This window comes from Luteolibacter rhizosphaerae (genome assembly GCF_025950095.1).
Taxonomy (GTDB): Bacteria; Verrucomicrobiota; Verrucomicrobiia; order Verrucomicrobiales; family Akkermansiaceae; genus Haloferula; species Haloferula rhizosphaerae.
Window position 1 is genome coordinate 263,946 of record NZ_JAPDDR010000006.1, and the last position, 25,761, is coordinate 289,706.

Here is a 25,761-nt window from a genome sequence, read left to right on the forward strand (position 1 = left end):
GGCCGCGAGCAAAATGGAAAGCAGCCACACGGCGGATGACCTCCTCGCCGGCGGGGGCGCCAGCGGCGGGGCTTCGATCGGTGTCCGCGGCAGGGCACGGAAAGGCTCCGAGAAGGGAGCTGGTCGTTCCCGCGCTGCCGGCGGCGTGAGCGGTGAAACGACGAACGCCGGTTCCGGCTCCTCCGCGGGGAAAGGGGTAGGCGGCCTGACGGGAAATAAAGGCTCGGGTGGCAAGACCGGCTCGGGTGGCAGGACCGGTTCGGGTGGCAGGACCGGTTCGGGTGGCAAGACCGGCTCGGGAGGCAAGACCGGTTCGGGTGGCAGGACCGGTTCGGGTGGCAGGACCGGTTCGGGTGGCAGGACCGGTTCGGGTGGCAGGACCGGTTCGGGAGGCAAGACCGGTTCGGGTGGCAGGACCGGCTCGGGGGCAGGGACCGGCTCGGGGGCAAGGACCGGCTCGGGGGCAGGGACCGGTCTGACAAAAGGATTGAAGGGATCGCTCGCGCGCGTGGCAGCGTAGTGTGCCTCCGCCCGGGCAATGGCCGCCGGCTCCGCCGTGGTGAGGTCCTTCAAGGGCCGCGCCGCCAAGCCCCGGATGAGATCGGGACCGACGATCTCACAGGCGCATCTCGGGCAAGGCCCGCTGAAAGCCTCTGCCGACAGCGGCACGCTCAAGGCGATCCCGCAAATCGGGCAGTGGAATTGGATCACGTCGGCCATCAAGGAATCGCGCAACCCCTCTCTGCCATGGATCCGGCGTTCTGTCGAATATGCTCAGCCTTGGAAAATGCGGATCTCTGCCTCCGTGCAGGCGTGCGGTGCCGCCAAGTGTGCGATGTGACGTTCCAGTGCGGGGTGATGTAGCCGCCTCACCCCGAAGCCTAACAGGCGTGGATGAGGCGCCGTAGGGTCCGCGAGCGAAACCGTCTCCGGGGCGAGTGACATGCCGGTTCCCAGCGCTTTCAGCAGCGCTTCCTTCCTCGTCCATAGATCGATCAGGGCTAGCGCCCTCCGGTCTTTCTCAAGCGGCAGCCCGGCAATCTCCTCGGGGTGACAAAAACTCGCTTCGCAGCCCAGCAAGCTGGTGCCCCGGTCTGCGGGCTCGATATCCACGCCGATTTCGCCCTCCATGGAGAGTGCGATCAAAGCGAGATCATCGCAGTGCGAGAGATTGAAATGCAGGCCTTGGTGCGGCTTCGCCAGGGCGGGCTTTCCGTATTCTCCGGTTTCGAGAACCAGTTCCTCGGGAGGGCCTTCCAAGATCTCGCCCAAAATCATCCTGAGTGCCGACCGGCACGCCCGCCAACGCGCCGCGTCTTTCTCGAAGCAGAAGCGCCCGGCCAGTTCTTCCTCGGCGCGATTCAAGCGAGCGCCCCGAACCTTGGCAGGGTCCACGACATGCACGATCACCGAGCCCGGCGCGGGATACTTGTTGCTCACGCTGCCATCAGGATCCGGGGCCGGGGTCGGGTCAACCGACTTCGATCACGACCGCAGTGGTATTGTCGCGCCCGGAATCCGCCACAGCGGCGAGCACCAGGCTCTCCGCGCACAAATCCTTTCGCGCCAGCTCGTTGAGCCGCTTGTCCCAAAGGCCGTCCACCAGACCGTCCGAGCAGATCAGGAAGCGGTCGCCGGGCTGGCAACTGACACGCCCGATGTGGGGATCGATTTTCTGGTTGCCTCCGCCCAAGGCCTGCGAGAGGGAACTTTTGCCGGGATGGGCCCGCGCTTCGCGCTCGTTGATCTTGCCGGATCTCCGCAGCCAGCCCACGTGCGAGTGATCGTGGGTGAGTTGGAGCATTTCCCCCTCCTTCGGCAGGTAATAGATCCGGCTGTCACCGATGTGGGAAAAGCACATCCAGCCCGGCATGAACCAGCACAGGCTGAGCGTGGCCCCCATGCCATGGCACTCCGGATAGTAGCGTCCCAAGTCACTGATGGAAAGGTGAATGCGCTCGAAGAGTTCCCGCAATACATCGCTGAAGCCCGCCTCCAAATGCTGGGCTGCCATTCCGAAGCTGGGCGGCAGGAGGCGCGTGATCTTTTCCACCGCGATCTTACTCGCGAATTCCCCGGATTTTGCGCCGCCCATGCCGTCGCTCACCGCGAAGACGAAGTCGGATTCCCCCATACTCCCGCCGCCGGTTTTACCGAGGTAGCGGATCTCCCTCGCATCGAAGGTCAAGGCAAGGAAAGCATCCTCGTTGTTGGTCCGGAAACGACCCACGTGGGTCATGCCGGACCAATTGATTTGGAGCGGGTAATCTGGATTTTCGGGCGCGTCTTGGGTCACGTTTCGTGCGCGAATCTGAGTGTTCGCCGGGGTGGCGGCAAAAACAAAAAATCGTGACAGTCCTTGTAGCTTGGCCTGTCTACTGCTTTCACGGGGGCGGTGCTGGCATATGCACGCACTGGGGGCTTGCACGCCCCTCGATCATCCGCACGAATCCTCGCGATCCGAACAACAACCTAAGAATACGATGCCCAAGTTCAAATTGGAGTACATCTGGCTCGACGGCTACACCCCCGTCCCGAACCTCCGTAGCAAGACTCAACTGAAGGATTTCGACTCCTTCCCGACCCTCGAGCAGCTTCCGAACTGGGGCTTCGACGGTTCTTCCACCCAGCAGGCCGAGGGCCGTAGCTCGGATTGCGTGCTGAAGCCGGTCGCCCTCTACCCCGATGGCAGCCGCAACAACGGCATCCTGGTGATGTGCGAAGTCATGATGCCCGACGGCGTCACCCCGCACCCGTCGAACAACCGCGCCACCATCCTCGACGACGAGGACACCTGGTTCGGCTTCGAGCAGGAGTACTTCCTCTGGGAAGACGGCGCTCCCCTCGGTTTCCCGAAGAACGGTTACCCCGGTCCGCAAGGCCCGTACTACTGCGGCGTCGGCTTCAGCAACGTCGGCGACGTTGCCCGCCAGATCGTCGAGGAGCACCTCGAGCTCTGCCTTGAGGCCGGCATCAACCACGAAGGCATCAACGCCGAAGTGGCCAAGGGCCAGTGGGAATTCCAGATCTTCGGCAAGGGCTCGAAGACCTGCGCCGACCAGATCTGGGTCGCCCGCTACATCCTCAACCGCCTCTGCGAAAGCTACGGCGTGGACGTGAACTATCACTGCAAGCCGCTCGGCTCCGAGCTCGATTGGAACGGCTCCGGCATGCACTGCAACTTCTCCACGAAGTACATGCGCGAAACCGGCGGCAAGGAGTACTTCGAAGCGCTCATGGCCCAGTTCGGCAAGAACCTCGACGAGCACATCGCTGTCTACGGTCCGGACAACCACATGCGCCTCACCGGTCTCCACGAGACCCAGTCGATCGACAAGTTCACCTATGGCATCGCCGATCGCGGTTCCTCGGTGCGTGTCCCGCACAGCTTCATCAACGCCGGCTACAAGGGCTACCTTGAAGACCGCCGTCCGAACTCGCAGGGCGACCCGTACCAGATCGCGAGCCGCGTGCTCAAGACGATCTCGGAAGTTCCGCTTCCCTGAGATCCGGAGCCATAGCCGAATCTTCAAGCAGCCGTCCGGGAAACCGGGCGGCTGTTTTTCTTTCTACAGCGAGAACTTCGAGCGGAATGCCTGGGCCTGCCGACGGGAGAATTCGATATCCTCGTGTCCCTCCAGCTCCGCGACCAGCCGACCGCTGCTCTGGCGGTGGATCACCTTGATCAGGTTCAGGTTCACCATTTGGCCACGGTTCGCCCGGATAAAGGAATGGGTCGCCAGCATCTGCTCCATCTCCTTCAGGCTCCGGCTTACCGTGAGCTCTTTGCGGTCGGTGAAGAGGACCTTGCAGTAGCTTCCCTCCGCCTCCACCAGCAGGATGGAGGAAGGCTTCACCGGCCAGCAGTTGCACTGGTCGCTCAGCAGCACCAGCTCGTCGCCTTGTTGCTTCTGCATTTTGGAGAGCTTGGTGATCGCCCGGAACAGACGCGGCACCTCGACCGGCTTCAGCAGGTAGTCGACCACGTCCGCATCGTAGGCGTCCACCGCGAACCGTTCGTGTGCGGTACTGATCACCACGGGGGTTCCGCTGGCCTTCGCGTCCGGGATGAGATCGAGCCCGCTATAGCCTCCCAGCTCCATATCCAGCAGCACTCCATCGAAGCTCTCCCTTAGCAGGGCGGATCTCGCCTCTGCCAGATTGGATGCCTCCGTGCTGCGAAAACCTGGCAGGAGTTCTCCGCAAAGTCTCAGCAGTTCCGCCCGCGCCAGCGGCTCGTCATCAACAATCAGCAGATTCATGATCTTGGAAGGGAAGGGAGATGCGGGCCTGTACCTCGTTCTCGGAAGCCTGGCTGAGTTCGAATTCCGCCATGCCAGCGTAGAGAAGCTCGAAGCGTTGGAGGACATCCTTGGTGCCCACTCCGGGAGAAGGCTTCGTTCCGAGTTGTCCGGGACTCGTGATGCACACGTGTAGTCGCTCGCCCTCGATCCGCGCGCTAATCGAGATGGTCCCATTACCGGCGTTCTTCTCGATGCCGTGGACGATCGCATTCTCCGCCAGATTGTAGATCGCCATCGGCGGGACCAAGGCGGAGGAGGCGGACTTCGGGATCTCGATCCGGGTGCTCATCCGGTCGCCGAAGCGAATGCTGGAGATCGACAGAAGGTCGCTCACCAGCCGGATTTCCTCGTCCAGCCGGATCAGCGGGCGCTCCACATTGCGGAGGTTGCTGCGCAGCAGCCGGGAGAGGGTGTTGATCGCATCCGAGGCTTGGTTCGGATCGATATAAACCAGCGCGCGGATCGCGTTGAGCGCGTTGAAAAGGAAGTGCGGGTTGAGCCGCGTTTGCAGGCTCTTCAGGATCGCCCGCTGATGTCCCAGCGCGATCAATGCATCCTCCGCCTTGCGGACCGCGGAGAGGTCCTGAAGCAATCCGATCGCGCCCAAGGCGTTGCCGTCTCGTCCGCGTGAGGTGACCTTGCCGGTGGAAAGCAGCAGTTCCTTCGCGTCACTGGTTTCCAGCCGCTCCTTCCATTCGTCCGGCACCTGCCCCTTGGTGGCCGCATCCGATCCTGCCAGCCGGGTGAGATTCTCGGTCCTCGGCGGCTTGCTCATTCCATGGAAGATCTCGCTCTTGAGCTTCTCCCCGCGCATCGAGCGGAACCCGCTCTTGTGGCTCCATTCCCAAGTCTCCACTCCCGCGACTTCGAGGGTGAGTTGGCTGCGTTCCAACTGGTGGATCAGGCGGGTCGTGCCCACGGAGATCAGGTAGGTCGTGTAGCAGACTAACAGATTGTAGAGGGCCAGTTCGAGCGGTTGCACCTGCCGCAGGGCTCCGAAAGGCCCCATGCCCATGCTTGTCATGGTAGTGCTGGCCAGACACCAGAGGGCCAGCGCGAGCGAGATCACCGGCGGCCGCAGCGATACCGCCGCGACCATCAACATGGGGAAGGGGAGGTAGGCCGCGGAGGTCATTCCCATCACGTCCCGGAAGACATTCGTGAAGGCCATCGCCATCAGCACGAAGGCGGTCGTAAGCGCGGCGAAGCCGATCCAATGGTCATCCGGCGAGAGCAACTGGAAGTCCCGCGCAAACAGGTGGATGAAGAGAGGTGCCAGCGCGACCATCCCGTGGACATGCGCCGCCGAGACCCGTGCTGTCGTCATGACAAACTCGTCCTCGCCGAAACGTCCCGAGAAGGTGGCGGCCAAGGTCATCAGAATCGCGGCGGGGATCGCTGCCAGCCACGGTGCCGGCAGGATCTGCCATAGCGTCCGAATGATGGATACGCGGTCGGCGGACTGGAGGATACGGCTTTTGAAGGAGAGAAGCCATGCCAGCCATGCTTCTCCGACATAGAGTAGCGGAGTCAGGGCCACGGCAGGGTTGAATCCGAATCTCACCCCGATCCAGAGATGTCCCACTGCCAGCCAAGGACAGATCCTTGGTCCATGGAAATAGATAAGCGCCACGCAAATGCCTGCGGAGGGCCAGATCAGCGATACCCGCTGTCCGGATAACTGCAGAAACCAAAGGCCCAGTTCGCACGCGAGTGCAACCGAGAGCACGGCTAGGGCCGCGGCTTTCCAGCCGATGGATTTCGAGGGGGGCATTAAGGGGGGAGACCCGTAGGAGCACGCAAACAATGAAGATTTTTCATCGGTCGTCAATTCGCTCCGTATGGCACAATCGCGGAATGGGAGAGGCTACCCGTTTCTTACCCCAGGGTATCTTAAAGGGTCGCGCGTTACGACTCTTATCCGGCCGCTCTATCTTAGTTTTCAGTCAGATTGCCCCCCCTATTTTTAGGGGGTTCTATCATTACCGCTCAATTCCCCTTCCAGACCGCTCACAAAGGAATCCGACCATATCAGCGATTCAACTTCGGGAATACATGAGCACTGGGTAGGTGAACACCCTCTCAAGCGGCCTATCTCGGGCCCTTCACCCCCTAACCTCCCCAAGAGACCCATGAATCGAGTTGTATTTACAAGGTCGACGCTTCTCGCGACCGCACTTGTTGCCGGGATCACCTCGGCAAGCCACGCCATCGACTACGATGACACCATCACCTTCGACACGGATCCCGTGTTGGCTGCGTCCCAGACACCTGGTGCTTGGTATCCCGATCGCTACGCCCCGGCTGGTTTCGATCGCTTCTCTCTCGGTGGTAATGATCGCTTGCGCCTGAGCATCGACGGTGACAACGGCGTCGTCGGCCGCGGTGCTCCCTATAATTCCACTTTCTACAATACGCACGGCCGCAAGCTCGACCTCCCCGGTGGCGCGTATGCCGTGAAGGCCGATGTGTATGTGCCCAACGATTGGGTCGCGCCGTCGGCACGCCGTCGCTCGGATCTCTGGGTGACTGGCGTGGATGCCGCGGGTGGTGGCACCTTCTACCCGATCATCGGCGTCGCGAACGTTGATGGCACCCCGGTCATCCGCTACTGGGATCTCACCACCGGCTGGGTCACGACTGCGGCCCCCGTCACCGGCGATACTTGGTACACCTTCGGCATCTCCTTGGAAGGCGGCTCTGTCATCTACACGATCAATGGATCCGTGGTAGCCACGGTGGCCGCTCCTTCCGGCGCAAACCGCTTCAAGGATGCGATGATCCAAGGCTACAATTTCAACGATCCTTCCTTGGCTCCCACTCAGATCAGCAGCGAAGACTACGCCGCTTACTGGGACAACCTCGCCTACGCCACCGCGAATGTGGTGAACAGCACCACGGGCAACGGCTACGCTGCGGTCCAAGCCGCGATCGACGGCGCGGTGGCCGGCAATGTCATCGAGATCAAGTCCGGCACCTACGACGGTACCGTGCTGGTCAATAAGGACAATCTCACGATCAAAGCCAAGGCCGGTCAGCCGACCCGGCCCCGGATCGAAGCCTCTGCCCCCGGCGGAGCCCTCGGCACGGTTCTGATTGCCTCCGGAGCGGATGGCACCGTGATCCAAGGACTGGAGATCATCGGCATCGATGGTACGCCCGCTCTCGAAAAGGCGGCCCTCTACTTCCAAGGCACGCATGCGGGTGCAACCATCACGGGAAACACCATCACCGCGAACGGCGACGGTGCGATTCTCACCGAGTATGGCGCGGTTAACTCCGGCATCGTCATCACCGGCAACCTCATTAACGGTGCCACCTTCAACCCTCCGGGCACCGGCTCGGGCCCCGGCGGACAGTTTACGGAGCCGAACTGGCCACGCCCCGCGATCTACATGAGCAGCGGGTCCTCGCCCTTTACTCACACCGGCATCGTCTTCAGCGGTAACATCGTCACCACTACCACCGGGGATTCCGTGAACGGAAACCTCGCGGTGAACCTCGACGGCAACGGCGTGACGGTTGAGGACAACGAGTTCCTCAGCAACACGGGTACCAAGCCGGGACAATCGCTCCTGCGCGTCCGTGGCACGAACACCACCGTGGAAGGCAATACCTTCGGCGGCACCGCGGATGTCGCGCTGATCGTCGGCACCGCTTCCGTGGATACCGCCGCCACCAGCACGGTGACAGGCAATGTTTTCAGCGGAGCCTTCGCTGGCACCAAGGTCTGGAACGTCTCCGCCTCCGCGCTGAGCGCCACCCACAACTTCTGGGGTGATGCGTCGATGCCGTCTTCCCCCTCCGACTTCACCGGCAATATCGCGACTGTCCCGTACTACACGGACGAGGAGCTCACCACCCTCGACGGTCCGGTCCACAACGTCACCGACAACACCTACTTCGCCACCATCAGCGCGGCTCTCGCTGCGACATCCACGGATGCAGGCGATGTGATCGAAGTCGATGCGGGCACCTATTCGGAATCCGCGCTGACCATCTCCAAGGCGGTCACCATCAAGGGGCCCAACGCAGGAGTCATCGGCACCGGCACCCGTTCCGCGGAGTCACGTCTCAGCAATACGACGCTGACGGTGACGGCTGCCGCCACCTTGGACGGCATTGAGGTTTTCCAAACCAACGACGCCAGCAATGCGGTCCTGCTCTACCCGGGCTCGACCCTGCAGAACTCCATCATCAAGCGGGAAGGGGTAACGACCGGAGCCGGTTCGCGAGCAATCGTTACCACGAGCGGAACGGCAATCACGATTAGCGGAAACCTCATCACGGGTGATGCTTCGAACGGTCTTTTCGGCACCCATAAGACCTGGAACAGCGGCATCTACTCGAACGGCAGCGGCACGATCACCAACAACACGATCGAGAACTGCCGCTCTGCCATCAATCTGGATGACTTCAATTCCGCGGTTTCGGTCACGGGCAATACCTTCCGGAACGACGGCACCTACCTGAGCTTCGGTGGCACCGTCCCGACCTTGGGCTCGCACGTCATCGCTGGAAACTCCTTCGGCTACAACTACAGCCTCTCCCCGGCAGCAAACCCCTCGCTGATCAACAACAGCAATGTGGCCGCTTCCTTCCGGGTCGACGTTACCGGGAATACCTTCGGTGGCGTTGCCACCACGGCCCTGACCGATGCCCAGAAGTTCGCTCTGGAAGCCCGCATGTTCCACCGCGGTCGCAGCAGCCGTAATGGCGTGGTCGACTTCGTGGCCGGCGAGCAGATCGTGGTCTCCGGAACGACCATCGCCAGCGCCATCGGCGCGGCATCGAATGGCAATACCGTTCGGGTCGGCCCCGGTAGCTTCACGGAGGATGTGGTGCTCAACAAGGAAGTGACCCTGAAGGGCACCGGTGCCGGATCTACCACGCTGGTAGGACCGATCGGTGGCACGGGCTCTTCGACCGTTTCGATCGCTGCTTCGAACGCTACCCTTGATGGCTTTACCATCACCCGGGCGGGCAACAATGTCACCGATTGGAACAACGCCAACCTGAACTCCGGCGGTGTGACCATCCAAGGCCAAGGCTTCACCGGCAATACGATCTCCAACAACGAGATCACCGGGATGCGGAGCGCCATCGACATCAACAACAGCAACGGCCACACCGTCCGTAACAATGTCATCCAGAACAATCACACCGGCCTGATCTTCCGCAACCAGACGGACAATCTGACGGTGGAAGAGAATGCCATCACGGGGAACCGGACGGTGGGTATCCTCTTCCTCGATGCGAGCGGCGGTGACAATGACCCGATTCAGACCGCTGCCGCCTGTAACTTCAGGAACAACGACATCAGCGGCAACTGGTATGGCCAAGTCGTCGACCGTCAGGCTGGAGGCACGCTTCCGCCCGCCGGTTCGAACCCCAAGAACTTCGAGAAGAACTGGTTCGGTAGTGCGAATCCGGTGGTCTCCACCGCGAACAGCGCGGAGCCCGGCTACGCTTCGTTGATTCCCGTCGCCTTCGGTGGCACGGCCACGGCACCGGGCGGTCAGCCCGACATCGCAGGCCCCGGTTCGGCGAATATCGACTACAAGCCCTACCTCAGCCTCGGGACCGATACCGATGTTGAAACCATCACCGGTCGCGGCACCTATGGCTTCCAAGGCAACCAGTCCTCGCTCTGGGATGGCACCACCTCCTCGGAGACGATCACGGGCCCGGTCAGCTATCCGAGCTATTTCATACCCACCGGCACGACCATCACCGTCACTTCGACGGGCAGTCTGACCGTGGGTGAGCTGGAACTCGCTCCCGGCGCGACCTTGGTTGTGAATGGCGGCGAACTGGTGATCGGCACGGATACCAAGATCTCCGGTAACTTCACCATCTTCAACAGCTTCGGCTCTTGGGACATCAACGGGAACACCACCTTCGAGATCGGTCAGACCCTGGCCCTCATCTCCGACATCCACGTGGCTCCGGGCGTGACCCTCACCGTAAACGGTGGTGGCGAGCTTGTCCTCGATGGCTGCGTCATCGACAGCCAGACCCCGGGCAGCTCCTACAACATCGTAGCCGCTGCAAACGGCCTGCTCACGATCGCCCGCAGCATCGTCACCGATGCCGTGATCGATATCAACACGGTCAACGCCTCCGTCACCGCAAACAAGAAATCGAAGGTCTATGACAACAGCTTCGCCAACTCGGCCATCGAGGCCAGTGCGGACGCCAGCGTCTACCACAACCTCTTCGATGCCGCGACAGCAACGGACTCTCCGGGTCCCTTCGCGGATGTCGATGGATGGGGCAACGTGACTTCGATCGACGATGCGAAGAACCGCTTCAGCCTCGAGTTCGCAACTCCGGTTCCCTCGCTGGTCGGCCGTACGATCGATGCCCAAGGCAACCTCTTCGTCCAGTCGGGTGACCAGGTCGTGATCGATATGAGCGTTGCGGATCTCGATCCGGACGGCATCACTTCCGCGGAAGCTCTCCTCGGCTACAACTCCGGCCTGCTCGATCCGACCGGATCGCCCACCGTGGTCGCACCCGAGGCAAACTGGGATGTGGTCGTGGAGACCGAGCCCACCGGAACTCCGGGTCTTGGTCTTGTTGATAGCGCGCTCGGCCTCGAGCTCACCTTCGGCGATGCCAGCGTGACCGCCGATTCCAAGATCGCCAGTGTCACCTTCAACGCCTTGGCTCCCGGTGCCACGGTCGGATTCTTCCGGGTCCAGACCAACGGTGTCTTCGATGGCAATGGTCAGCTCCTGAAGGATACCCGCCTGACCAAGTTCACGGCGCCGAGCACCTTCTCGCTGCTCTCGCCCTTCACTTCGAACACCGGCGAACTGGTGATCGACGATCTGGATCCGGCCATCGCCGTTCCGGCTGTGAGCGGCACCCAGATCCAGCCCTCCGCCGGTTCGGTCAACGTGCTCCTGCCCTCCACGAACTACGTGCTGCGCAATGGCACTCCGGTCATCCTGACCTTCACTGCCACCGATTCCGGCCTGTCCGGCTTGGAGGCAGCAGATGCAGCCAGCGACCTGATGCTGACGGCTACCGATGGAACGACGGTGCTGAATTCCTCGAACTACACCGTGAGCGCCTCCGAGTTGAGCGGTGTCGTCACCTACACCGTCAATCTGACCGTCCCGGCCAGCGCCACGACCGGTGTCTATGGCATCGCCGCCACCGTCCGCGATCGCTCCGGTAATGTTTCCCCCTCGGCAGCTCTCGGCAGCTTCCAAGTGGCGAACGAAACCTTGGCCACCGTCCAACTGGAAGGCTTCACCGGAGTTCTTCCGGGGCCGACCACGCGTGACGTGACCTTCGTTGCCACCGGCGGTAGCACCGCTACCTGGACCAAGGCCGTAAGCTTCAACACCTCGGGTATCGGCACTGTCGCCCTCGAGGCGGTTCCCGCCGGCACCACCGCTATCAGCGCGAAGGCCGCATGGAACTTGCGTCGCAAGCTGCCGGTCAGCTTCTCGCTGACGGGTGTCTCCACGACCTCGTTCTCCGGAGCGAACCTCCTGAAGGCCGGTGATATCACCGGGGACAACGTGATCAACACGCTGGACTTCTCGCTGCTGCGCTTCCACTTCGGCAAGACGGTGTCCGTGGTGCCTGCATCGGGTGCGGCGGATATCGACGGCAACGGAGTGATCAACAGCGGTGACTTCAACATCCTGCAGACCAACTTCTACACCGTGGGAGACCCGCAGTAAGTTCCTTGCTCGGCCCCCGGTCCAGTGATGGGCCGGGGGCTCTTTAAGTTCGCCTTAACATGTTCTGTTGATTTCCGGCTTGATGGATATTGTTAGAATTTATAATCTTATCGCGCCGAAAGGTTAAGTTATATGATGCATCGCAAATGCCTCCCCGTTTTGCTGATCACGACGCTCGGTCTCTCCGTCGGCTCTCTGTTTGGAGCGGTCACGCTTCCGAGCTGGCATGGCCAGCCGAATACCACGTCGCAGGTCTTCCAGTTCACCACGGGAAGCACGACGCCCGGGCCCAACAGCTCGTCGAATCCTTACGGGACGGCGACCGGCGTGGTGGACCAAGGGGCGGTTGGCAATGGCTGGGAGGATCCGAATGCCCAGTTCAGCAATCCCGGTCACGATGGTGACGGATCTTGGGATGTCGGTCTGGGATCGGATGGCTCGCTGCGTTTCAACGTACCTGTTGCCCCGGGAACACTGGCCCCGGGCCAGTCTTACCGTATCGATATCATGATCTTCGCGCATGTGTTCGTGTCCCTTGCCCAGCCGCCGGTCCCCTCGGTCGATGGCTTGGCTCCGGGAGACCTCGTGCTGGAGAATCAAGGTGTCCTTTCCACCTATGGTATGACCGGGGCCACCTGGCAGTACCGCACTTGGACGGGAACCTTGGAGGACTATGAAAGCGGCGCGATCACGGTGGCGCTCACTCCTCCGAACGGTGCGGTCTCCGCGATCGATCGCGTGGAGATCTACACCCAATACACGCTGGTGCCGGAACCGACGGCCCCGATTCTGACTTTGATCCCGCTCGCAGCTTGGTGCTTGCGTCGTCGGAGACGCTGAACCGTCTTCGGGCCGCGCTCTGGTCCTAGTCCCCCCTTATCGCAATCGAACCCGCACCGGTCCCACCCACCGGCACCCCCTCTTGCGCTCGTGAAGCCCCTTTTCCTTTCGAAGCTCCTCCTCTTCGCCCCTCTGCTGGCAACGGCGGAGACCTTGCTGGTGGGTCCCTCAGGCGACCACGCCAGCATTCAGTCGGCGGTCGACTCCGCAGCCCCCGGGGATGTCATCCAGATCCAGCCGGGCACCTACACCGAGAATGTGGTGCTGAACAAGGGGCCTTTGGTGCTGAGGGGCGCACATTCGGGAGTTGACGCCAGGGGACGGGTGAGCGGCGCTCCATCCCCGGCTATCGAATCGATCATCGCTCCGGCTTCCGGTCCTGCTATTCAGATTGCGCCGGGTGCGTCGGGCATCACCTTGGACGGGCTTTCTCTTTCGGCGTCGCCCGCTGCGGCCAGTGGTGTCATTTCCTTGGAAGGGGGCGCTCCGGAATCACTCACGGTTTCTAACAACGATATCCGGGTTGCAGGCTCAGCCCTTGGCACCGCGATCTGGCTGAACAGCAGTTCGCTGAATGCGACGCTCTCGCGCAACCGCATGCTTGGATCTGCTGCCTCCTCTCAAGTGATCTTTCTGGATGGCGCGGATTCCTTCGATGGCCTTCACCTCATCGAGAATGATCTCGCCGGTGGCGGCACAGTGAGCGGGACCGGACTTTTCGTGGATGGCATCGGCAATCTCGGCCCGAGTCTCGCGCGTGCTGCACGCATCTCCGGCAATCGTTTCACGAACTTCGATCTCGGTGTGAGTGCCGGCTCGATGTCTCTGGAGAATGTCGAGATATCGGGGAATACTTTCGAGGCCAACAATGCCGGCATGGCCGCAGGTCCCCTCGATAGCTCGATCACTGGCAATCTTTGGAAGAACAACTCGAGCTATGGGCTGCGCCTCACCGGCTTCGGCGGCGCAAGCGATCCGGATCGAGGCGCGCGTGCCTGCGTCGTGGAGGGAAACGTCTTCGAAGGGAACGGCGCTTCGCTTGCACCAAGCGGCCACGGTGATCTGGTGCTGGACGATCAGGCCCCGGGCACACAGGGCGGGGATGTCATTCGCCGGAACAAGTTTCTCAGCAGCGTCGGAATCTTCAGCAAGGAGTCCGGAGAGGACGTCACCGCAGCAATGAACTACTGGAATGCCGCGGACGGTCCGGGCGGGACCGCTTCTGGAAGCGGCGGGGAACTCGCCGGCCCCGGCACCGTGGCCTACAAGCCATGGTTCGTGGACGAGGATCTCACGATCTTGGACTATGGAGATGCACCCCTCTCCGGGAGTGTGAATCTCTCCGAAGGGCAATCGATTTCCGGGGTAGAGCTGACCTTGGCTCCGGGTGCCGTCTTAACCGTCGGCTCTGGAGCCAAGGTCGATGTCGGTGATTTGGATCTCCAGGGAGATGCATCCATCCAAGTGAATGGCGGAGCCGTGAACGTGGGGCAACTCGCGATGGCTCCGGGTGCCAGCATCAATGTGGTGAATGGCGACCTGTCCCTGGATCCTCTCGGGGTCGGCGAGTATCACACGATCTCGGGCTCTTTTACCTTCTACAATTGCCTCGGCTCGCTCGACATCAATGCGAACACCACCTTCAGCGGTAGCACGCTGGCGCTGGTTACCGATATCCATCTGGCGGCAGGCGTTACCCTGATCGTGACGGGCAGCCTCCAACTGGATGGCTGCGTCCTCGATAGCCCGGGCGTTTTCAATATCTTGGTAAACCTCGGCGCCACCTTTGAGATGGTCCGCTGCGATGTCACCAATGCCTTCATGACCTTGGTGGGTAGCGACCTCGATATCCACGACTGCGTCTTTACCGGTTCCTCGCTTACGGCCTTCAGCACCGTGAACGGCGGGAGCATCTACCATAATGTTTTCAATGGCGGCACCGGGGCACTCAATATCCTGCCCGGTGCCGTGGTCACGACCATGGTCGAGGGGTGGGGGAATGTGGCGAGCGAAGCTGCGATTCAGAACGGCTTGGAACTTGGCTTCGGTCCTCCTGCGGATCCGACCCGCACCTTGGATGCCGCGGGCAATCTCTACGTTCAACCGGGTGACCTCGTGGATGTGGCACTGGCGGTCGGGAATCTCGTGGATAAGGCGCAGGCGGTGGAAGCACTCCTGGGATACAGCACGGACTACCTCTCCTTCGGTGCACTGCTTCCCTCCGCAGACTGGCCGAACGCTCTTGCTGCTTCCGATGATGATCTGGGTGTGGTCGGCAAGCTCGACACCGCGGTGGGGCTTTCCTTCTCCCATCCTGATCCCGATGGCACTCTCCTCGATGGCAAGATCGCGGATCTCCAGATGACGGCGAATACGCTCGAAGGCCTGAGCAAGGTCTTCTTCCGGGCGAAGAGCGCGGAAGATTCCCCGCTTGTCGATACCCGCATCACCGCGAGTTCCGGTGGCAATGCCTACTATCGCAATGCTCCTTTCACCGCGAATTCCGCGGAGCTGGTTGTGGATGGAACCGATCCCGAGTTCGCGAGCGGAGCTACCGTCACCCAGATTCAGTCCTCTGTTCCCGTGGACCTCCTGCAAGATGGGTGGTTCACCCGCTCCGGCCTCGTGACCGTGACCTTCGATTCCCGCGATGAGCTTGCAGGCATTGAAGATTCGGACGTCGCCGTTGAGTTCGTGGGACTGAGCACCAGCTACCAAGGTAGTCTGTCCTCCGCTTCTCCGGTGAACCTGGGCGGGGTTGATTATACCCGCTATGTTTTTGAGTTCACGGTGGACAGCTCCACAAGCGACGGGGTCTACAATGTGAACGCGCTGGTCATGGACCGCTCGGGCAATCTGGCCACGTTGCCGATCGGCTCCATCGAGATCTCCAAGTTCCGCGTCAATGTAACCGTGGCACCCCAAGGTTTGGTGACTACTGCCGTAACCCGCGACGTGGTCTTCGTGGCGACGAACTCCTCGGGAACGACGCTTGCAACTTGGACCTTGCCGCTGAATTTCACATCGGGCCTTGGCTCCGCATGGATCGAGGGGATTCCGGCGGGAACCGTCAATCTCAGCGCCAAGATGGCTTGGAATCTCCGGCGCAGAATTCCGGTCACCTTCAACTCGGAAGGCATGGCCACTCTCGCGTTCACAGGCTCGGAAGCCCTGATCGGTGGAGATCTGAACGGGAACAACGTTATCAACTCGGGCGACTTCAACGTGCTTTCCGGCACCTTCGGCACTTCGAATCCCTTGGGAGACATTACCGGAAACGGGGTGGTAAACTCGGGTGATTTCAATATCCTCAGCGCGAACTGGCTGACCTTGGGCGATCCGCTCTGAGATCACGCCGTCCTCCTCGCTTTCTCCATGGCCCCCCACCGTTTGCCGATCCTGGCGGCTCTTGCCGTCGCCGCATTTTCTCCCGCCCATGCCGCGCTTGAGGCGGACTTGGTCACCACCCGCGGCACCGTCACCATCGAGTTGGAGTATGCGAAGACTCCGAAGGCGGTGGCGAACTTCATCAGTCTGGCGCGGGGATCACGGGCCTGGATGGATTCGCGGAGCGGTGCGGTGAACACGGGGCCATTCTTCAATGGGCTCCCTTTCCATTACGTCTCCAATACCGCTGAAGAAAAGCTGGTGGAATGCGGGTCGAAGGACGGCAGCGGGAGCGATGATCCGGGCTACACGATTAAGGACGAATTCGACCCGAGCCTGACCCACCAAGCGTACGTGGTGGCCATGGCCAGCGAAGGTCCCAACAGCGGCGGAAGCCGTTTCCATCTCGCCGGCAATCTGGCGATGCCTGTCCTTGATCAACGGAATGTCGTCTTCGGCCGTATTCCGTCCGTCCAGAGCCGCTCGGTGGTGGATCAGATCCTCAGCGCAGGCTCGGGACAGACATCCCTGCTTTCCGTGACGATTCGCGGCACGGACCCTCTTGCAGCTTCGTTTGATGCTTCGGCCATCCCGCTTCCTGTCGTCGGACCCGTATCCGGCTCCCTCGCGATCCAGCCGGGCCTTGCGGCAAACCTGTTCTTCCCTCGCGCGCCGATGACCGTGCTCCGCGCCTACAGCGGCACCGATCTCATTTCCTGGGCCCCTCACTACCGGAGCTTCGCCGGGATGGACGAGCCGCTCCCCGCGGCGACGCACAAGCTGGACAATGCAGCTGACCCCCGTCGTTTTTATCACCTGTCCCAGACGACATACACGGACGCCTTGGGATCCTCTCACTTCGCCAATCGGACGATCACTACGAATTCTCCCGGCTTGGGAGAACTTGTCTATCAGTTCAACGCCTCGGGAACCGGAGGTAGCTACTCGAATACTCCCGACCCCGAGTTCCCCTTCTTTAATTTCACGGGGACCTTCTCGGTGGAGATGAATCCCGCTCCGCGTTTCGATGGCTACTTCTTCAAGATGCTGGTGGCGACGCCGGGCTTGGGAGGAGCCTCTTATGTCGACTTGAGCGGAGGCTACGACAGTATCGGCACGTCGGCAGTGACGGGCCGCTCCTTCAGTCGGGTGCTCACTGCCACAAAGAGCCTGATCTTCGAAGATCAAGGCAGCTTGGAGCTGACGCGGCCCTGATCAGCCTTTCGGCCGGTGTTTGCCGGGGCGGTAGGGCACGTTCGATTCACAAGCCCTTCGCCGCTCATCGAGGAAGGTCTTCTCCGCCGCCACTCCGGTGAGCTCGATGGCCTTGCTGAAGCTGGCCGCCGCTTCCTGGCGTCGCTCCATGCGCTCCTCGAAATCCCCGACCACCGCATGGAAAAGATAGTAGGTCTCAAGCTGCTCAGGCTTGGCGATCTCGCGCAGGGCCTTCATCCCCGCTTCCGCGCCGTGAACGTTCGCGACCGCCACCGCGCGATTGAGCGCGACGACGGGCGAATCGCTGACTTCCTGCCAGCGGTCGTAGTGCTTGAGGATGCGGGCCCAATCGGTAGCTCGATAATCCGCCGCGGTGCAGTGACAGGCCGCGATGCCCGCTTGCAGATGATACTCGCTCAGCTCCTCGCCGCGCGATGACTGCGACAGATGCCAGAGGCCCGCGGCGATCAAGGTGCGGTCCCAGGATTCGCGATCCTGATCCATCAGGCGCAGGATGTTGCCATCGCGATCCTGCCGTGCGGGGATGCGTGCGGCATCCAGCAACATCAGCGCGAGCAAGGCATGTGTGCGGGGATGATCCGCCGCCGGATGCGCGGCCAGCAGACCGCCGAGGCGGATCGCCTCACGGCACAAGTCCTCCTTCACGATCAGCTCCCCGCTCGAAGCTTTGTATCCTTCGTTGAAAAGCAGGTAGAGCACCTGCAGCACGCCATCGAGCCGCGATTCCAGTTCCGCGCCCGATGGGATCTCGAAGGGAATCCGCTGATCCTGGATGCGCTGTTTGGCGCGGGTGAGACGCTTGGCGATCGCCCCCTCGCTGCTCAAGAAGGCCGTGGCGATTTCCGTGACGCTGAAGGCGCAGAGCGTCTTCAGCGCGAGCACGGTCTGGTCTTCCAGCGAGATCGCCGGGTGACAGCAGGCAAAGATCAGCCGCAGACGATCATCGCGGATCTCATCATCGAATCGGGGAGTATCCCCCTCATCAGGCAAGGCTTCGAGCGAAGCCGCGATCTCCAGCTGCTTCTCGTTGAAGAGCTTCTCACGCCGGATCAGGTCGAGCGCGCGGTTCTTCGCCGTTTGCATCAGCCAGGCCGCGGGATTCGCGGGCACGCCGTAGTAGGGCCAGGTCTGGAGCGCACGGATCATCGCCTCCTGCACCACATCCTCGGCGAGTTGGAGGCGATGAATGCCGAAGATCCCGGTGAGCGTGGACACCAGCTTGGCCGCCTCATGGCGGAAGAGGTGCTCGGTCAGCTTCGGGACCTCCGGGTTGTGGACAGGCGGCGCGCTCACCGGATCAGGCCATGGCGTGTTGGCCTGCTTCGTCGGCCATACGGGCTGCCGGGCAGGCGGGTGCCACCGGGCGTACCTCCACGGTGAGGCCGTAAGGAAGTGCGGGGCATTCCTTCGCGATCGCCAGCGCTTCCTCCATGGTCTCGACCTTAAGCAAGAAGAAGCCGCCTACCGACTCCTTCGCCTCGGCGAAGGGACCGTCGGAAACCGTGCGGGCCTTGCCGGAGATCACCACACCCTCGTTCTCGAGCGGATTTGCCGCGGCCAGCTTGCCTTCCTTGCCAAGCCGGTCGAACCAAGAGCCCCAATCGCCCATCACCTGCTGGATCTCTTCGGGAGACATCTGCAGGTGCCAGTCGGTGCCGCGGAAAAGCAGCAAGTAGCCATTCGAATTCGTGTAGCTGTTCATAGAGCGTTCTTCAGGTTGGAGGGTATCTAGATCGATCAGGGCATGGATTGGAAGAGGCCTTTCTGGGTTTCCATGTCCAGCGGCACGGAGACGTGCTCATGCACCACCTTCCACTCGCCGCCGGTCTTCTGGAAACCCACCGTCACGCGGATCCAGGACTCCTCCACTTTTCTTTCAGGGTTCGGCCCGGTCATGCGGTTGAGCGCGCGGGCAAAGGCGACCGCATCGCTGGCGACGATATCGAGTTCGACGATTTCGTAATTCGCGGGGCCGGTCTCGCAGCACTGGAACCACATCTCGAAGTTCTTCCGGTAGGGCTCCCGGCCGGTGACCTTCGCGGTGCAGAAAAGATCGTAGGCCACCACGTCTTCCGCATAGCAGGCCATCACGGCATCCAGATCTTTCACGTGCACGGCTTGGAGCCACTTCTGCGTGAACTCCCGGATCTGTTCTTCGTTGGTTTTGTCTAGAGTGTTCATGGGGTGATCTGTCGGGTTGTGGGTTTGCGTTTGGAGATCAGCAGTCGCGTCGCGAGAAAGGCGAGCGAGAGACAGCAAAGGGCAATCAAAGTCGTGCGCAGGCCGGAGGCGACAGGCACGGATAGTCCCAGCCCGGTGAAGGCAGCCACATAGCCAGCCACGCAGACCGGACACTTCGGCATCAGCACCAGCAGGCCGCTCGGCACCACCCATGCCGCCACGCTCCGGCTTTTACCGGGGGTCTCCCGGCGCTTCGTGCAGCACGCCTTCATGCCTCGCCCTCCTTGCAGCATCCGCAGCTTGCGGATTCCGTCTTCTCATACTCGTCGTGGAGTTGCACCCAGTTCATGGTGCTCTCCTCGTTCCGGCCCTTGGGCGTGAGGTCCATCATCATGAAGGTGCCGAGCGCCTCCTCCCCGCCGCGGGCGTAGCACGAATAGGTGTGGAAGATCTCACCCTTCTCGTTTTTGTAAAAGACGCTGAACCCGTGGGATTCCCCCGTGTCGGTTTCGGGAGCGAAGTTGTAGAAGGCCTGGCCCTTTTGCACCTGGTCTTCGGTGAAGGACACCCCGAAGTCGTAGTTGAAGTCGCTGCCGTTCGAGGAAACCCAAGGGAATTCCCAGCCCATGCGCTGCTTGAAGGGGATGAACTCCTCCAGCTTGCCGCGGGATACCACTGTCAGGACCAGGTCACGGTTCTCGAAGTGCTGGCGTGCGGAGTCGAAGTGGTCGCTCAGGAAGGAGCAACCGCCGCAGCCCTCCGTCCAGCCGGGACCAAACATGAAGTGATATACGATCAATTGGCTTCTTCCGCGGAAGAGGTCGGAGAGGGTCACTTTGCCTTCCGGTGCTTCGAAGACGTACTCCTTTTCGACCTTCACCCATGGGAGTTCGCGGCGCTGGGCGGCTAAGCGGTCACGCTCCCGGTAGTGTTCCTTCTCCTTCTTCAGCAGTGCCTTGCGGGCGGCTAGCCACTCCTCCCTCGTTACCACCCGGTGATCCGAGAGATCCACTTGGCCTTCCATCGTTGCAGATTGCGTGCTCATGATTCTTTGAGGTTTCAATACTTCGACGAACGGGGAGGAGCGGTCAGGACACGATTATTTCACCCGCTTCGATTTCGCGCTCATCATCTGGGTCCACTTGCCATCTTCGCCGAGCATCGAGCTGGTGAAAGTCTTCTCGTCCTTGCCGGTCAACTTCATGACTTCCTTGAACTTGCAGATTTTCCCACCTTGCATCGGGCAAGGGCCTTCGGATTCCAGCGTCAGCGTGTCGCCCGCCTCATTGAGCGTCCCGGTGTAGTTCCACAGGGTGCTGGTCATGGAGTCGGTCCAAGTGCCGATGTAGTTCTTCTTGGCCGGGTCGTAGCCAAGGGTGAGCACCCCCTTGAAGGGCTGGCCCATCATCTCGGCCTTGTTTTCGACGATCAGCCAGAAGCCGCCGAGCATGGTGGCGGTCTCGGTGCCCTTGCTCGTCATCGGCTCCTTGTCGGGGCCCATGGAGCACTGCATCTCGGTTTGCCAAGTGCCGGCGAATTTTTCCAGCCAGGCATGCTCGCTCTGGGGCTTCGGCATTTCCGGCATGTCTTGGGCTTGGAGGGAGGGTGCAAATAGCGCCACGGCAAAGGCGGCAAACAGCGGACGGAGGAGTGAGGTAGTTTTCATTGTTGTGCTTGGATTGGTGTTCGTTTCGCGAGGGTCCACAATGAAGACGAACGGTCCCGCCATCCCGGGACATTGTCCGTCGATTTTTTTCGAAGCCCGCGCGATTTTCACCTAACTCCTTGTTCCAGCTCGTTTCGACCGTGTTGCAGGAGCGATTTGTCGGAGTGCATGCGTCGCATGCGGAAATGGTTTGAAGCGGAATCCTGCGTCATTTTTCCATGAAATCACGCGACGACTAAACGGTCTCCCGCCTGTAGTCGTACCTTCTGTCGGAGGCGGGACTATCTCCGTCCTCCGACCATGAACCCGTCCCTCTTTGGAGGGAAAAACCAAGACGAACCCATGAACCCAAGAACATCCGTACTACGTACTGGTGCCAGGAACCCCCGTATCGTGGCGACGGCCATGATCTCGCTTGCCACGCTATCTTTCGCTTCGGCAGCGGAGAAAACCTATCGGTATTACCGTTTCGATCCCGTCAAGATCGTCAACAATGGCGGTAACATGCAGCTCGCGGAATTCACCTTCTCGTTGGGCGGTAACATGCTGAATACCAACAATAGGAATGGTAGTGGAACCGCGGTGATTCCGGTCACAATCACTTCGGGCGCGCAGAATCCAACCGATGGCGAAGGCCCTGCCAAGGTTGGTGACGGCGCACTCGGAACCAAATGGTTCAAGGGTAACCCCTTTGATGCTGGTGAAGAACTTACCTTCGACTTCGGCTCACCGGTAACAATCGATTCTTATAACTGGGCGTCCGCAAATGATAGCGTGTTCTGGAATCGCAGCCCCGTGTCGTGGACTTTCCAAGGCAGCGCCGACGGGACGAACTGGGAGATCATCGATGTGCGGAACGACTTTGCCATCATCAACCAGAACGATACCTATCAGGTGGGCTTCGGGCTTCCTCAGGCGGTATCGCCCTTGGTGAACAGGTTTACGGTGCCCAATGACAATACCGGTGGAACCGCGGCTATCGTTCTGAATGGCGGACAAGTCGGACTCGCGTGGGACACCGAGCTCGCGGATTCCGTGAGCATCAGTCCGGCACCGGGCTCCGTTGCGGTGGACGGTACCGCGACCGTCACGCCGCCTGCAAATGCTACCACGGCCTATACGCTGACGGCCACCCGAACGGGTGTTCCCACCCCCAGCACCGCGACCACCACGGTTCGCGCGGTAGCCGGCGGTGAAGTCAGCTACCAGTATATCCGCTTCAAGGCGACCAAGCTGAGGACGGGTGCGGAAACGGGCCTGATCCAGCTGCGTGAGTTCTCCTTCTTCAACAATGGATCTCCGGTCAGCGTCGTCTCGGTGGACAGCCCGGGCGGTAATTTCCCGGCGGCGGAGAATCCGGGCAACCTGATCGACGGAAGCGCGAACGCGAACAAGTGGCTCGATTTCAACAACGCCCCGGTGATCTTCGATCTGGGTGAAGTGAAGACCATCGATGGCTACTCCTTCTTCACGGCGAACGATGCCGACGATCGTGATCCGATCCGCTGGATTCTCCAAGGCAGCAATGACCAGGAGAATTGGACGGTGATCGAAAGCGTGAACTTCGACTACCCCACGCCCACCGCCCGCGATGTAGATGGCCGCGAGATCCCGCTCCCCGGCGCTTCCGTGCAGCCCGGGATCTTCTCCTTCTCTTCCAGTGCGCAGAATATCGTTCTGGGTGAGCCATTCACCCTGACTTGGGAAGCGGGTGCCGCTACCACCGTCTCCATCGACCAAGGCGTGGGCACCGTTGCTGCCAGCGGATCCGTGAACGTGAATCCTCCGGTCGGCACGACCACCTACACGCTCACGGCCACCTCCGCGAACGGAACCACGACGGATACCGTGACCGTGAACACCATCGCCGTGCCCGCAATCACTACTGTCAACTACGCTGACTTTAGTAGCTCCTCGACCGAGCTTTCGTTGCGTGGAACCGCCCAGATCGCCGACAATCGTCTGCGACTGACGGAAGACATCGGCAGCCAGCAAGCGGAAGCATGGTTCCGTCTCAAGCAGCCGGTTGCCGGCGGCTTCGAGGCGAAGTTCAAGATCAGCATGAACATCGAGCGGGCGACCACCACGCCTCCGGCGGATGGCATCGCTTTCGTGATCCAGAACAGTCCTGCCGGGGTGGATTCCGGGAGCAATGGCGAAAGCGGCCTGCCAAGCAATGCGGTGAACGTGGTCTTCAAAACCTTCGGGGGGGATTCATCCCGGATCGAAGTTCGCGAGGGCGAAGTCGTTCTCGGCAGCGTGCTGGCCTACGACAAGCCCGGCGTGGTGCTCAAGGGCATCCCGGACAATCCGGCCACCGAGGGCAATGAGTTCATCCCGAACACACTCGCCACCTTGGCGGGTGAGGATCCCTATCAGGTCCGGGTCGTTTATGTGCCGGGCTCTCCGGGCCACATCGATGTCTACTGGGATGGCGTCGCCGTGCTCCAGAACGTGCAGGTGGACCTCGAGACTGCCGGTGCCGTGGATGCTTCCGGCAAGGCCTTCGTGGGCTTCAGCGCCCGCACTGGCGGCTTCTTCCAGAACAACGACATCGTCGATTGGCAGATGAGTTACGGGGACTTCTCCGCGCTGCCACCCTTCGGTCTCGTGAAGTCCGTGATCCACCCGGTCCGCACCGGTGAAGTGACCAACACGGTCATCGACTTGGTCTGGAATGCCGAGAACGAGCAGATCTACAACGTGACCCGCGATACCGACCTGATCGGAACTTGGGAGTTTGTAAGCGAACACTTCGGCGAGGACGGCCAGCTCGGTGCCCGCATCGTCATCGATCCGGCGACCATTGCCCGCGAGTTCTTCCGCGTGGAAGAGGCTCCCTGATTCAGGTCACCGACCAACTGCTGTTAACCATCCCGGTCGGCGAGCCATGCTCCCGGCCGGGATTTTTTGTGCCTCTCCGTCAGATTTGCAGGCGGCCATCAGAACAGCCAATCAACCGCAGATGAACAGGATGAACGCAGATGAAGAGGATTGGGCACGCGATGAATCCGATGGGTAAGATGAGCTGAGGTTGAGTTAAATCAGTATCCGGCCGGGATTTTTTCATGCCCCTTTAGCTTCCGATCGGATGCCACACCGTCTTCGCTTCGGTGAAGTCGCGGATGGCGTAGGGGGAGTCATGTTTCTCCGAAAACCAGTCGGTCTTCACGGCATGCAGCTTCACGCGCTTCACGCTATCCGCAGCGCCACGCTGGAGTGCGGTGGCCTCCTCGCTTTCGGCGACGGCAGAGAGCGCACGGATCTGCTCGTGGCTGGCAAAGGTGGCCAGCATTTCCTTGCGGTCGCCAGTCATCAAGTTCACCACGCCGCCCGGCAGGTCGCTGGTAGCCAGCATTTCGCCCAGCAGGATGGAGGGGTAGGGGGACTTGCGCGAAACCAAGGCAACCACCGAATTGCCGCCGGTGATCACCGGGAGGATCAGGGTCATCAGTCCCAGCAAGGGGGCTTCTTCCGGTGCCAGCACGCCCACAACTCCAACCGCTTCCGTGACCGTGAAGTTGAAGTGCGCCGAGGCCACCGGGTTTACGCTACCCAAGACCTGCTCGTACTTATCCGCCCAACCGGCGAAGTGAACGATGCGTTCGATGGTCGCCGCGACTTCCTTGGCCGCGCCCGCTTTCGTGGTGCCGCCGAGGGTCAGCGCCTCTGCCATCTCGGCGCTGCGGGCCTCCAGCATTTCCGCGAGGCGATAGAGGATCTGTGCGCGGTTATAGGGCGTGCGCTTGGCCCAGCCTGCGCCCGCCTTGGCCGCAGCCTCCACGGCATTGCGGAGGTCCTTCTTGGTGCAGCGCGGAAGGTTTGCGAAGAAAGCTCCTGAAGCATCCTTCAGCTCGAACACGCGGCCGGATTCGGAGCGGATGAATGCGCCGCCGACGTAGCATTTCGGGGTCTTGGTGATCTTGAGCGGCATGTTGTAAAATTCAGGGTTGATGGGCGGGAAAAGATCTCAGTCCTCTTCAAGTGGCAGGGTTTCCTCGCGGAGCTCGGGATGAGGCGGGGCGCCGGGCTCCGATCTACCTCTTGTCGGTGCGGCCTTGGGCTCTGGCGCTGACTCGAGATCGGGATCGGGCGCTTCGATATCCGGGTTGCGCTCCAGGGGCTGGAATTCCGTCCCGGGCTTCGGCATCAGAGCTTTCAGATCCGAGATCTGCCCCTGCTGGACTCCGATAGCGTCCCTCAAGGCCGCGACCGACTTCCGCAGTTCCTGTAATTCGCCTTTGAGTTCGGCCGTGCCAGCCGACATGGCGCTGACGGAAGCGGAGAGAGTCTGCATCTCGTTCCTCAGCACTTCCAGCTTCTGACTCGATTTCTTATCCTCACCGCCCCGGCTGAAGATCATGACGATCAGCGCGATCAGGATGAGCGTGCCGCAGCCGAGCGAGGCCTTTTGGGAGGAATCTGCCATGATGTAGGGCTATCA

General features: G+C 61.3%; 19 protein-coding genes. 7 read left to right on the forward strand and 12 right to left on the reverse strand.

Annotated features, from left to right (window positions below; all coding sequences use genetic code 11):
- The first annotated feature begins 13 nt into the window (after positions 1–13).
- Positions 14–520, forward strand: a complete 507-nt coding sequence (locus OJ996_RS13270; protein ID WP_264514087.1) for a hypothetical protein — start codon at positions 14–16, stop codon at positions 518–520.
- A gap of 254 nt (positions 521–774) precedes the next feature.
- Here the strand turns inward: OJ996_RS13270 and OJ996_RS13275 are convergent, their stop codons facing one another.
- Positions 775–1,440 carry a 4'-phosphopantetheinyl transferase family protein gene (locus OJ996_RS13275; protein ID WP_264514088.1) on the reverse strand — a complete coding sequence of 222 codons (666 nt, stop codon included), beginning with the start codon at positions 1,438–1,440 and terminating at the stop codon, positions 775–777.
- Between the two features lie 31 nt (positions 1,441–1,471).
- Positions 1,472–2,239 (reverse strand): PP2C family protein-serine/threonine phosphatase, encoded by a 768-nt coding sequence (locus tag OJ996_RS13280; RefSeq protein ID WP_264514089.1) that lies wholly within the window; start codon positions 2,237–2,239, stop codon positions 1,472–1,474.
- A 244-nt stretch (positions 2,240–2,483) separates the two neighbouring features.
- Between OJ996_RS13280 and OJ996_RS13285 the strand changes: the two genes are divergently transcribed.
- The gene (locus tag OJ996_RS13285) at positions 2,484–3,506 is read left to right on the forward strand and encodes a glutamine synthetase beta-grasp domain-containing protein (RefSeq protein WP_264514090.1); all 1,023 of its coding nucleotides are present in this window, start codon (positions 2,484–2,486) and stop codon (positions 3,504–3,506) included.
- 63 nt (positions 3,507–3,569) lie between these two features.
- On the opposite strand, the gene OJ996_RS13290 is transcribed toward OJ996_RS13285, so the two are convergent.
- Both OJ996_RS13290 and OJ996_RS13295 read right to left on the reverse strand, forming a co-directional pair.
- On the reverse strand, positions 3,570–4,262 hold the full coding sequence (locus OJ996_RS13290; RefSeq protein ID WP_264514091.1) for a LytR/AlgR family response regulator transcription factor: 693 nt from the start codon (positions 4,260–4,262) through the stop codon (positions 3,570–3,572).
- Complete coding sequence (locus OJ996_RS13295; protein ID WP_264514092.1) at positions 4,243–6,078, reverse strand: histidine kinase; 1,836 nt, start codon at positions 6,076–6,078, stop codon at positions 4,243–4,245. The genes OJ996_RS13290 and OJ996_RS13295 overlap by 20 nt, the downstream gene beginning before the upstream one ends.
- Positions 6,079–6,436: 358 nt before the next feature.
- On the opposite strand from OJ996_RS13295, the gene OJ996_RS13300 reads away from it, so the two are divergent.
- The 4 genes from OJ996_RS13300 (at position 6,437) to OJ996_RS13315 (ending at position 17,449) form a co-directional block, all read left to right on the forward strand.
- Positions 6,437–12,007 (forward strand): beta strand repeat-containing protein, encoded by a 5,571-nt coding sequence (locus tag OJ996_RS13300; RefSeq protein ID WP_264514093.1) that lies wholly within the window; start codon positions 6,437–6,439, stop codon positions 12,005–12,007.
- Between the two features lie 135 nt (positions 12,008–12,142).
- Positions 12,143–12,847: a hypothetical protein gene (locus OJ996_RS13305; protein ID WP_264514094.1), complete on the forward strand. Its 705-nt coding sequence runs from the start codon at positions 12,143–12,145 to the stop codon at positions 12,845–12,847.
- A 90-nt stretch (positions 12,848–12,937) separates the two neighbouring features.
- Positions 12,938–16,195 (forward strand): hypothetical protein, encoded by a 3,258-nt coding sequence (locus OJ996_RS13310; RefSeq protein WP_264514095.1) that lies wholly within the window; start codon positions 12,938–12,940, stop codon positions 16,193–16,195.
- A 27-nt stretch (positions 16,196–16,222) separates the two neighbouring features.
- On the forward strand, positions 16,223–17,449 hold the full coding sequence (locus OJ996_RS13315; protein WP_264514096.1) for a peptidylprolyl isomerase: 1,227 nt from the start codon (positions 16,223–16,225) through the stop codon (positions 17,447–17,449).
- Here OJ996_RS13315 and OJ996_RS13320 read toward each other — a convergent pair whose 3' ends face one another.
- The 6 genes from OJ996_RS13320 to OJ996_RS13345 are packed head-to-tail and all read right to left on the reverse strand — an operon-like array spanning position 17,450 to position 21,317.
- Positions 17,450–18,763: an RNA polymerase sigma factor gene (locus OJ996_RS13320; RefSeq protein ID WP_264514097.1), complete on the reverse strand. Its 1,314-nt coding sequence runs from the start codon at positions 18,761–18,763 to the stop codon at positions 17,450–17,452.
- Positions 18,764–18,767: 4 nt separating this feature from the next.
- Positions 18,768–19,172 (reverse strand): YciI family protein, encoded by a 405-nt coding sequence (locus OJ996_RS13325; RefSeq protein WP_264514098.1) that lies wholly within the window; start codon positions 19,170–19,172, stop codon positions 18,768–18,770.
- Between the two features lie 35 nt (positions 19,173–19,207).
- Positions 19,208–19,651 (reverse strand): YybH family protein, encoded by a 444-nt coding sequence (locus OJ996_RS13330; RefSeq protein WP_264514099.1) that lies wholly within the window; start codon positions 19,649–19,651, stop codon positions 19,208–19,210.
- A complete protein-coding gene (locus OJ996_RS13335) occupies positions 19,648–19,923 on the reverse strand; it encodes a hypothetical protein (protein ID WP_264514100.1) in 276 nt (91 codons plus the stop codon). Before OJ996_RS13335 ends, OJ996_RS13330 begins: the two co-directional genes overlap by 4 nt.
- The gene (locus tag OJ996_RS13340; RefSeq protein WP_264514101.1) at positions 19,920–20,696 is read right to left on the reverse strand and encodes a DUF899 domain-containing protein; all 777 of its coding nucleotides are present in this window, start codon (positions 20,694–20,696) and stop codon (positions 19,920–19,922) included. Before OJ996_RS13340 ends, OJ996_RS13335 begins: the two co-directional genes overlap by 4 nt.
- 54 nt (positions 20,697–20,750) lie before the next feature.
- Entirely contained in the window at positions 20,751–21,317 is a 567-nt protein-coding gene (locus OJ996_RS13345; RefSeq protein ID WP_264514102.1) for a DUF1579 domain-containing protein, read from the reverse strand.
- A gap of 405 nt (positions 21,318–21,722) precedes the next feature.
- On the opposite strand from OJ996_RS13345, the gene OJ996_RS13350 reads away from it, so the two are divergent.
- Positions 21,723–24,161: a discoidin domain-containing protein gene (locus OJ996_RS13350; RefSeq protein WP_264514103.1), complete on the forward strand. Its 2,439-nt coding sequence runs from the start codon at positions 21,723–21,725 to the stop codon at positions 24,159–24,161.
- Between the two features lie 232 nt (positions 24,162–24,393).
- Here the strand turns inward: OJ996_RS13350 and OJ996_RS13355 are convergent, their stop codons facing one another.
- On the reverse strand, positions 24,394–25,251 hold the full coding sequence (locus tag OJ996_RS13355) for an aldehyde dehydrogenase family protein (RefSeq protein WP_264514104.1): 858 nt from the start codon (positions 25,249–25,251) through the stop codon (positions 24,394–24,396).
- A gap of 36 nt (positions 25,252–25,287) precedes the next feature.
- Positions 25,288–25,746: a hypothetical protein gene (locus tag OJ996_RS13360; protein ID WP_264514105.1), complete on the reverse strand. Its 459-nt coding sequence runs from the start codon at positions 25,744–25,746 to the stop codon at positions 25,288–25,290.
- Between the last annotated feature and the right edge of the window lie 15 nt (positions 25,747–25,761).

Excerpts from the sequence above, each read along its gene's own strand:
- OJ996_RS13345 (WP_264514102.1), bottom strand. The coding sequence starts at position 21,317 with ATGAAAACTACCTCACTCCTCCGTCCGCTGTTTGCCGCCTTTGCCGTG.
- OJ996_RS13295 (WP_264514092.1), bottom strand. The coding sequence starts at position 6,078 with ATGCCCCCCTCGAAATCCATCGGCTGGAAAGCCGCGGCCCTAGCCGTG.
- OJ996_RS13355 (WP_264514104.1), bottom strand. The coding sequence starts at position 25,251 with ATGCCGCTCAAGATCACCAAGACCCCGAAATGCTACGTCGGCGGCGCA.
- OJ996_RS13285 (WP_264514090.1), top strand. The coding sequence starts at position 2,484 with ATGCCCAAGTTCAAATTGGAGTACATCTGGCTCGACGGCTACACCCCC.
- OJ996_RS13340 (WP_264514101.1), bottom strand. The coding sequence starts at position 20,696 with ATGAGCACGCAATCTGCAACGATGGAAGGCCAAGTGGATCTCTCGGAT.
- OJ996_RS13280 (WP_264514089.1), bottom strand. The coding sequence starts at position 2,239 with ATGACCCACGTGGGTCGTTTCCGGACCAACAACGAGGATGCTTTCCTT.
- OJ996_RS13330 (WP_264514099.1), bottom strand. The coding sequence starts at position 19,651 with ATGAACACTCTAGACAAAACCAACGAAGAACAGATCCGGGAGTTCACG.
- OJ996_RS13325 (WP_264514098.1), bottom strand. The coding sequence starts at position 19,172 with ATGAACAGCTACACGAATTCGAATGGCTACTTGCTGCTTTTCCGCGGC.
- OJ996_RS13305 (WP_264514094.1), top strand. The coding sequence starts at position 12,143 with ATGCATCGCAAATGCCTCCCCGTTTTGCTGATCACGACGCTCGGTCTC.
- OJ996_RS13290 (WP_264514091.1), bottom strand. The coding sequence starts at position 4,262 with ATGAATCTGCTGATTGTTGATGACGAGCCGCTGGCGCGGGCGGAACTG.
- OJ996_RS13270 (WP_264514087.1), top strand. The coding sequence starts at position 14 with ATGGAAAGCAGCCACACGGCGGATGACCTCCTCGCCGGCGGGGGCGCC.
- OJ996_RS13350 (WP_264514103.1), top strand. The coding sequence starts at position 21,723 with ATGATCTCGCTTGCCACGCTATCTTTCGCTTCGGCAGCGGAGAAAACC.
- OJ996_RS13335 (WP_264514100.1), bottom strand. The coding sequence starts at position 19,923 with ATGAAGGCGTGCTGCACGAAGCGCCGGGAGACCCCCGGTAAAAGCCGG.
- OJ996_RS13315 (WP_264514096.1), top strand. The coding sequence starts at position 16,223 with ATGGCCCCCCACCGTTTGCCGATCCTGGCGGCTCTTGCCGTCGCCGCA.
- OJ996_RS13300 (WP_264514093.1), top strand. The coding sequence starts at position 6,437 with ATGAATCGAGTTGTATTTACAAGGTCGACGCTTCTCGCGACCGCACTT.
- OJ996_RS13360 (WP_264514105.1), bottom strand. The coding sequence starts at position 25,746 with ATGGCAGATTCCTCCCAAAAGGCCTCGCTCGGCTGCGGCACGCTCATC.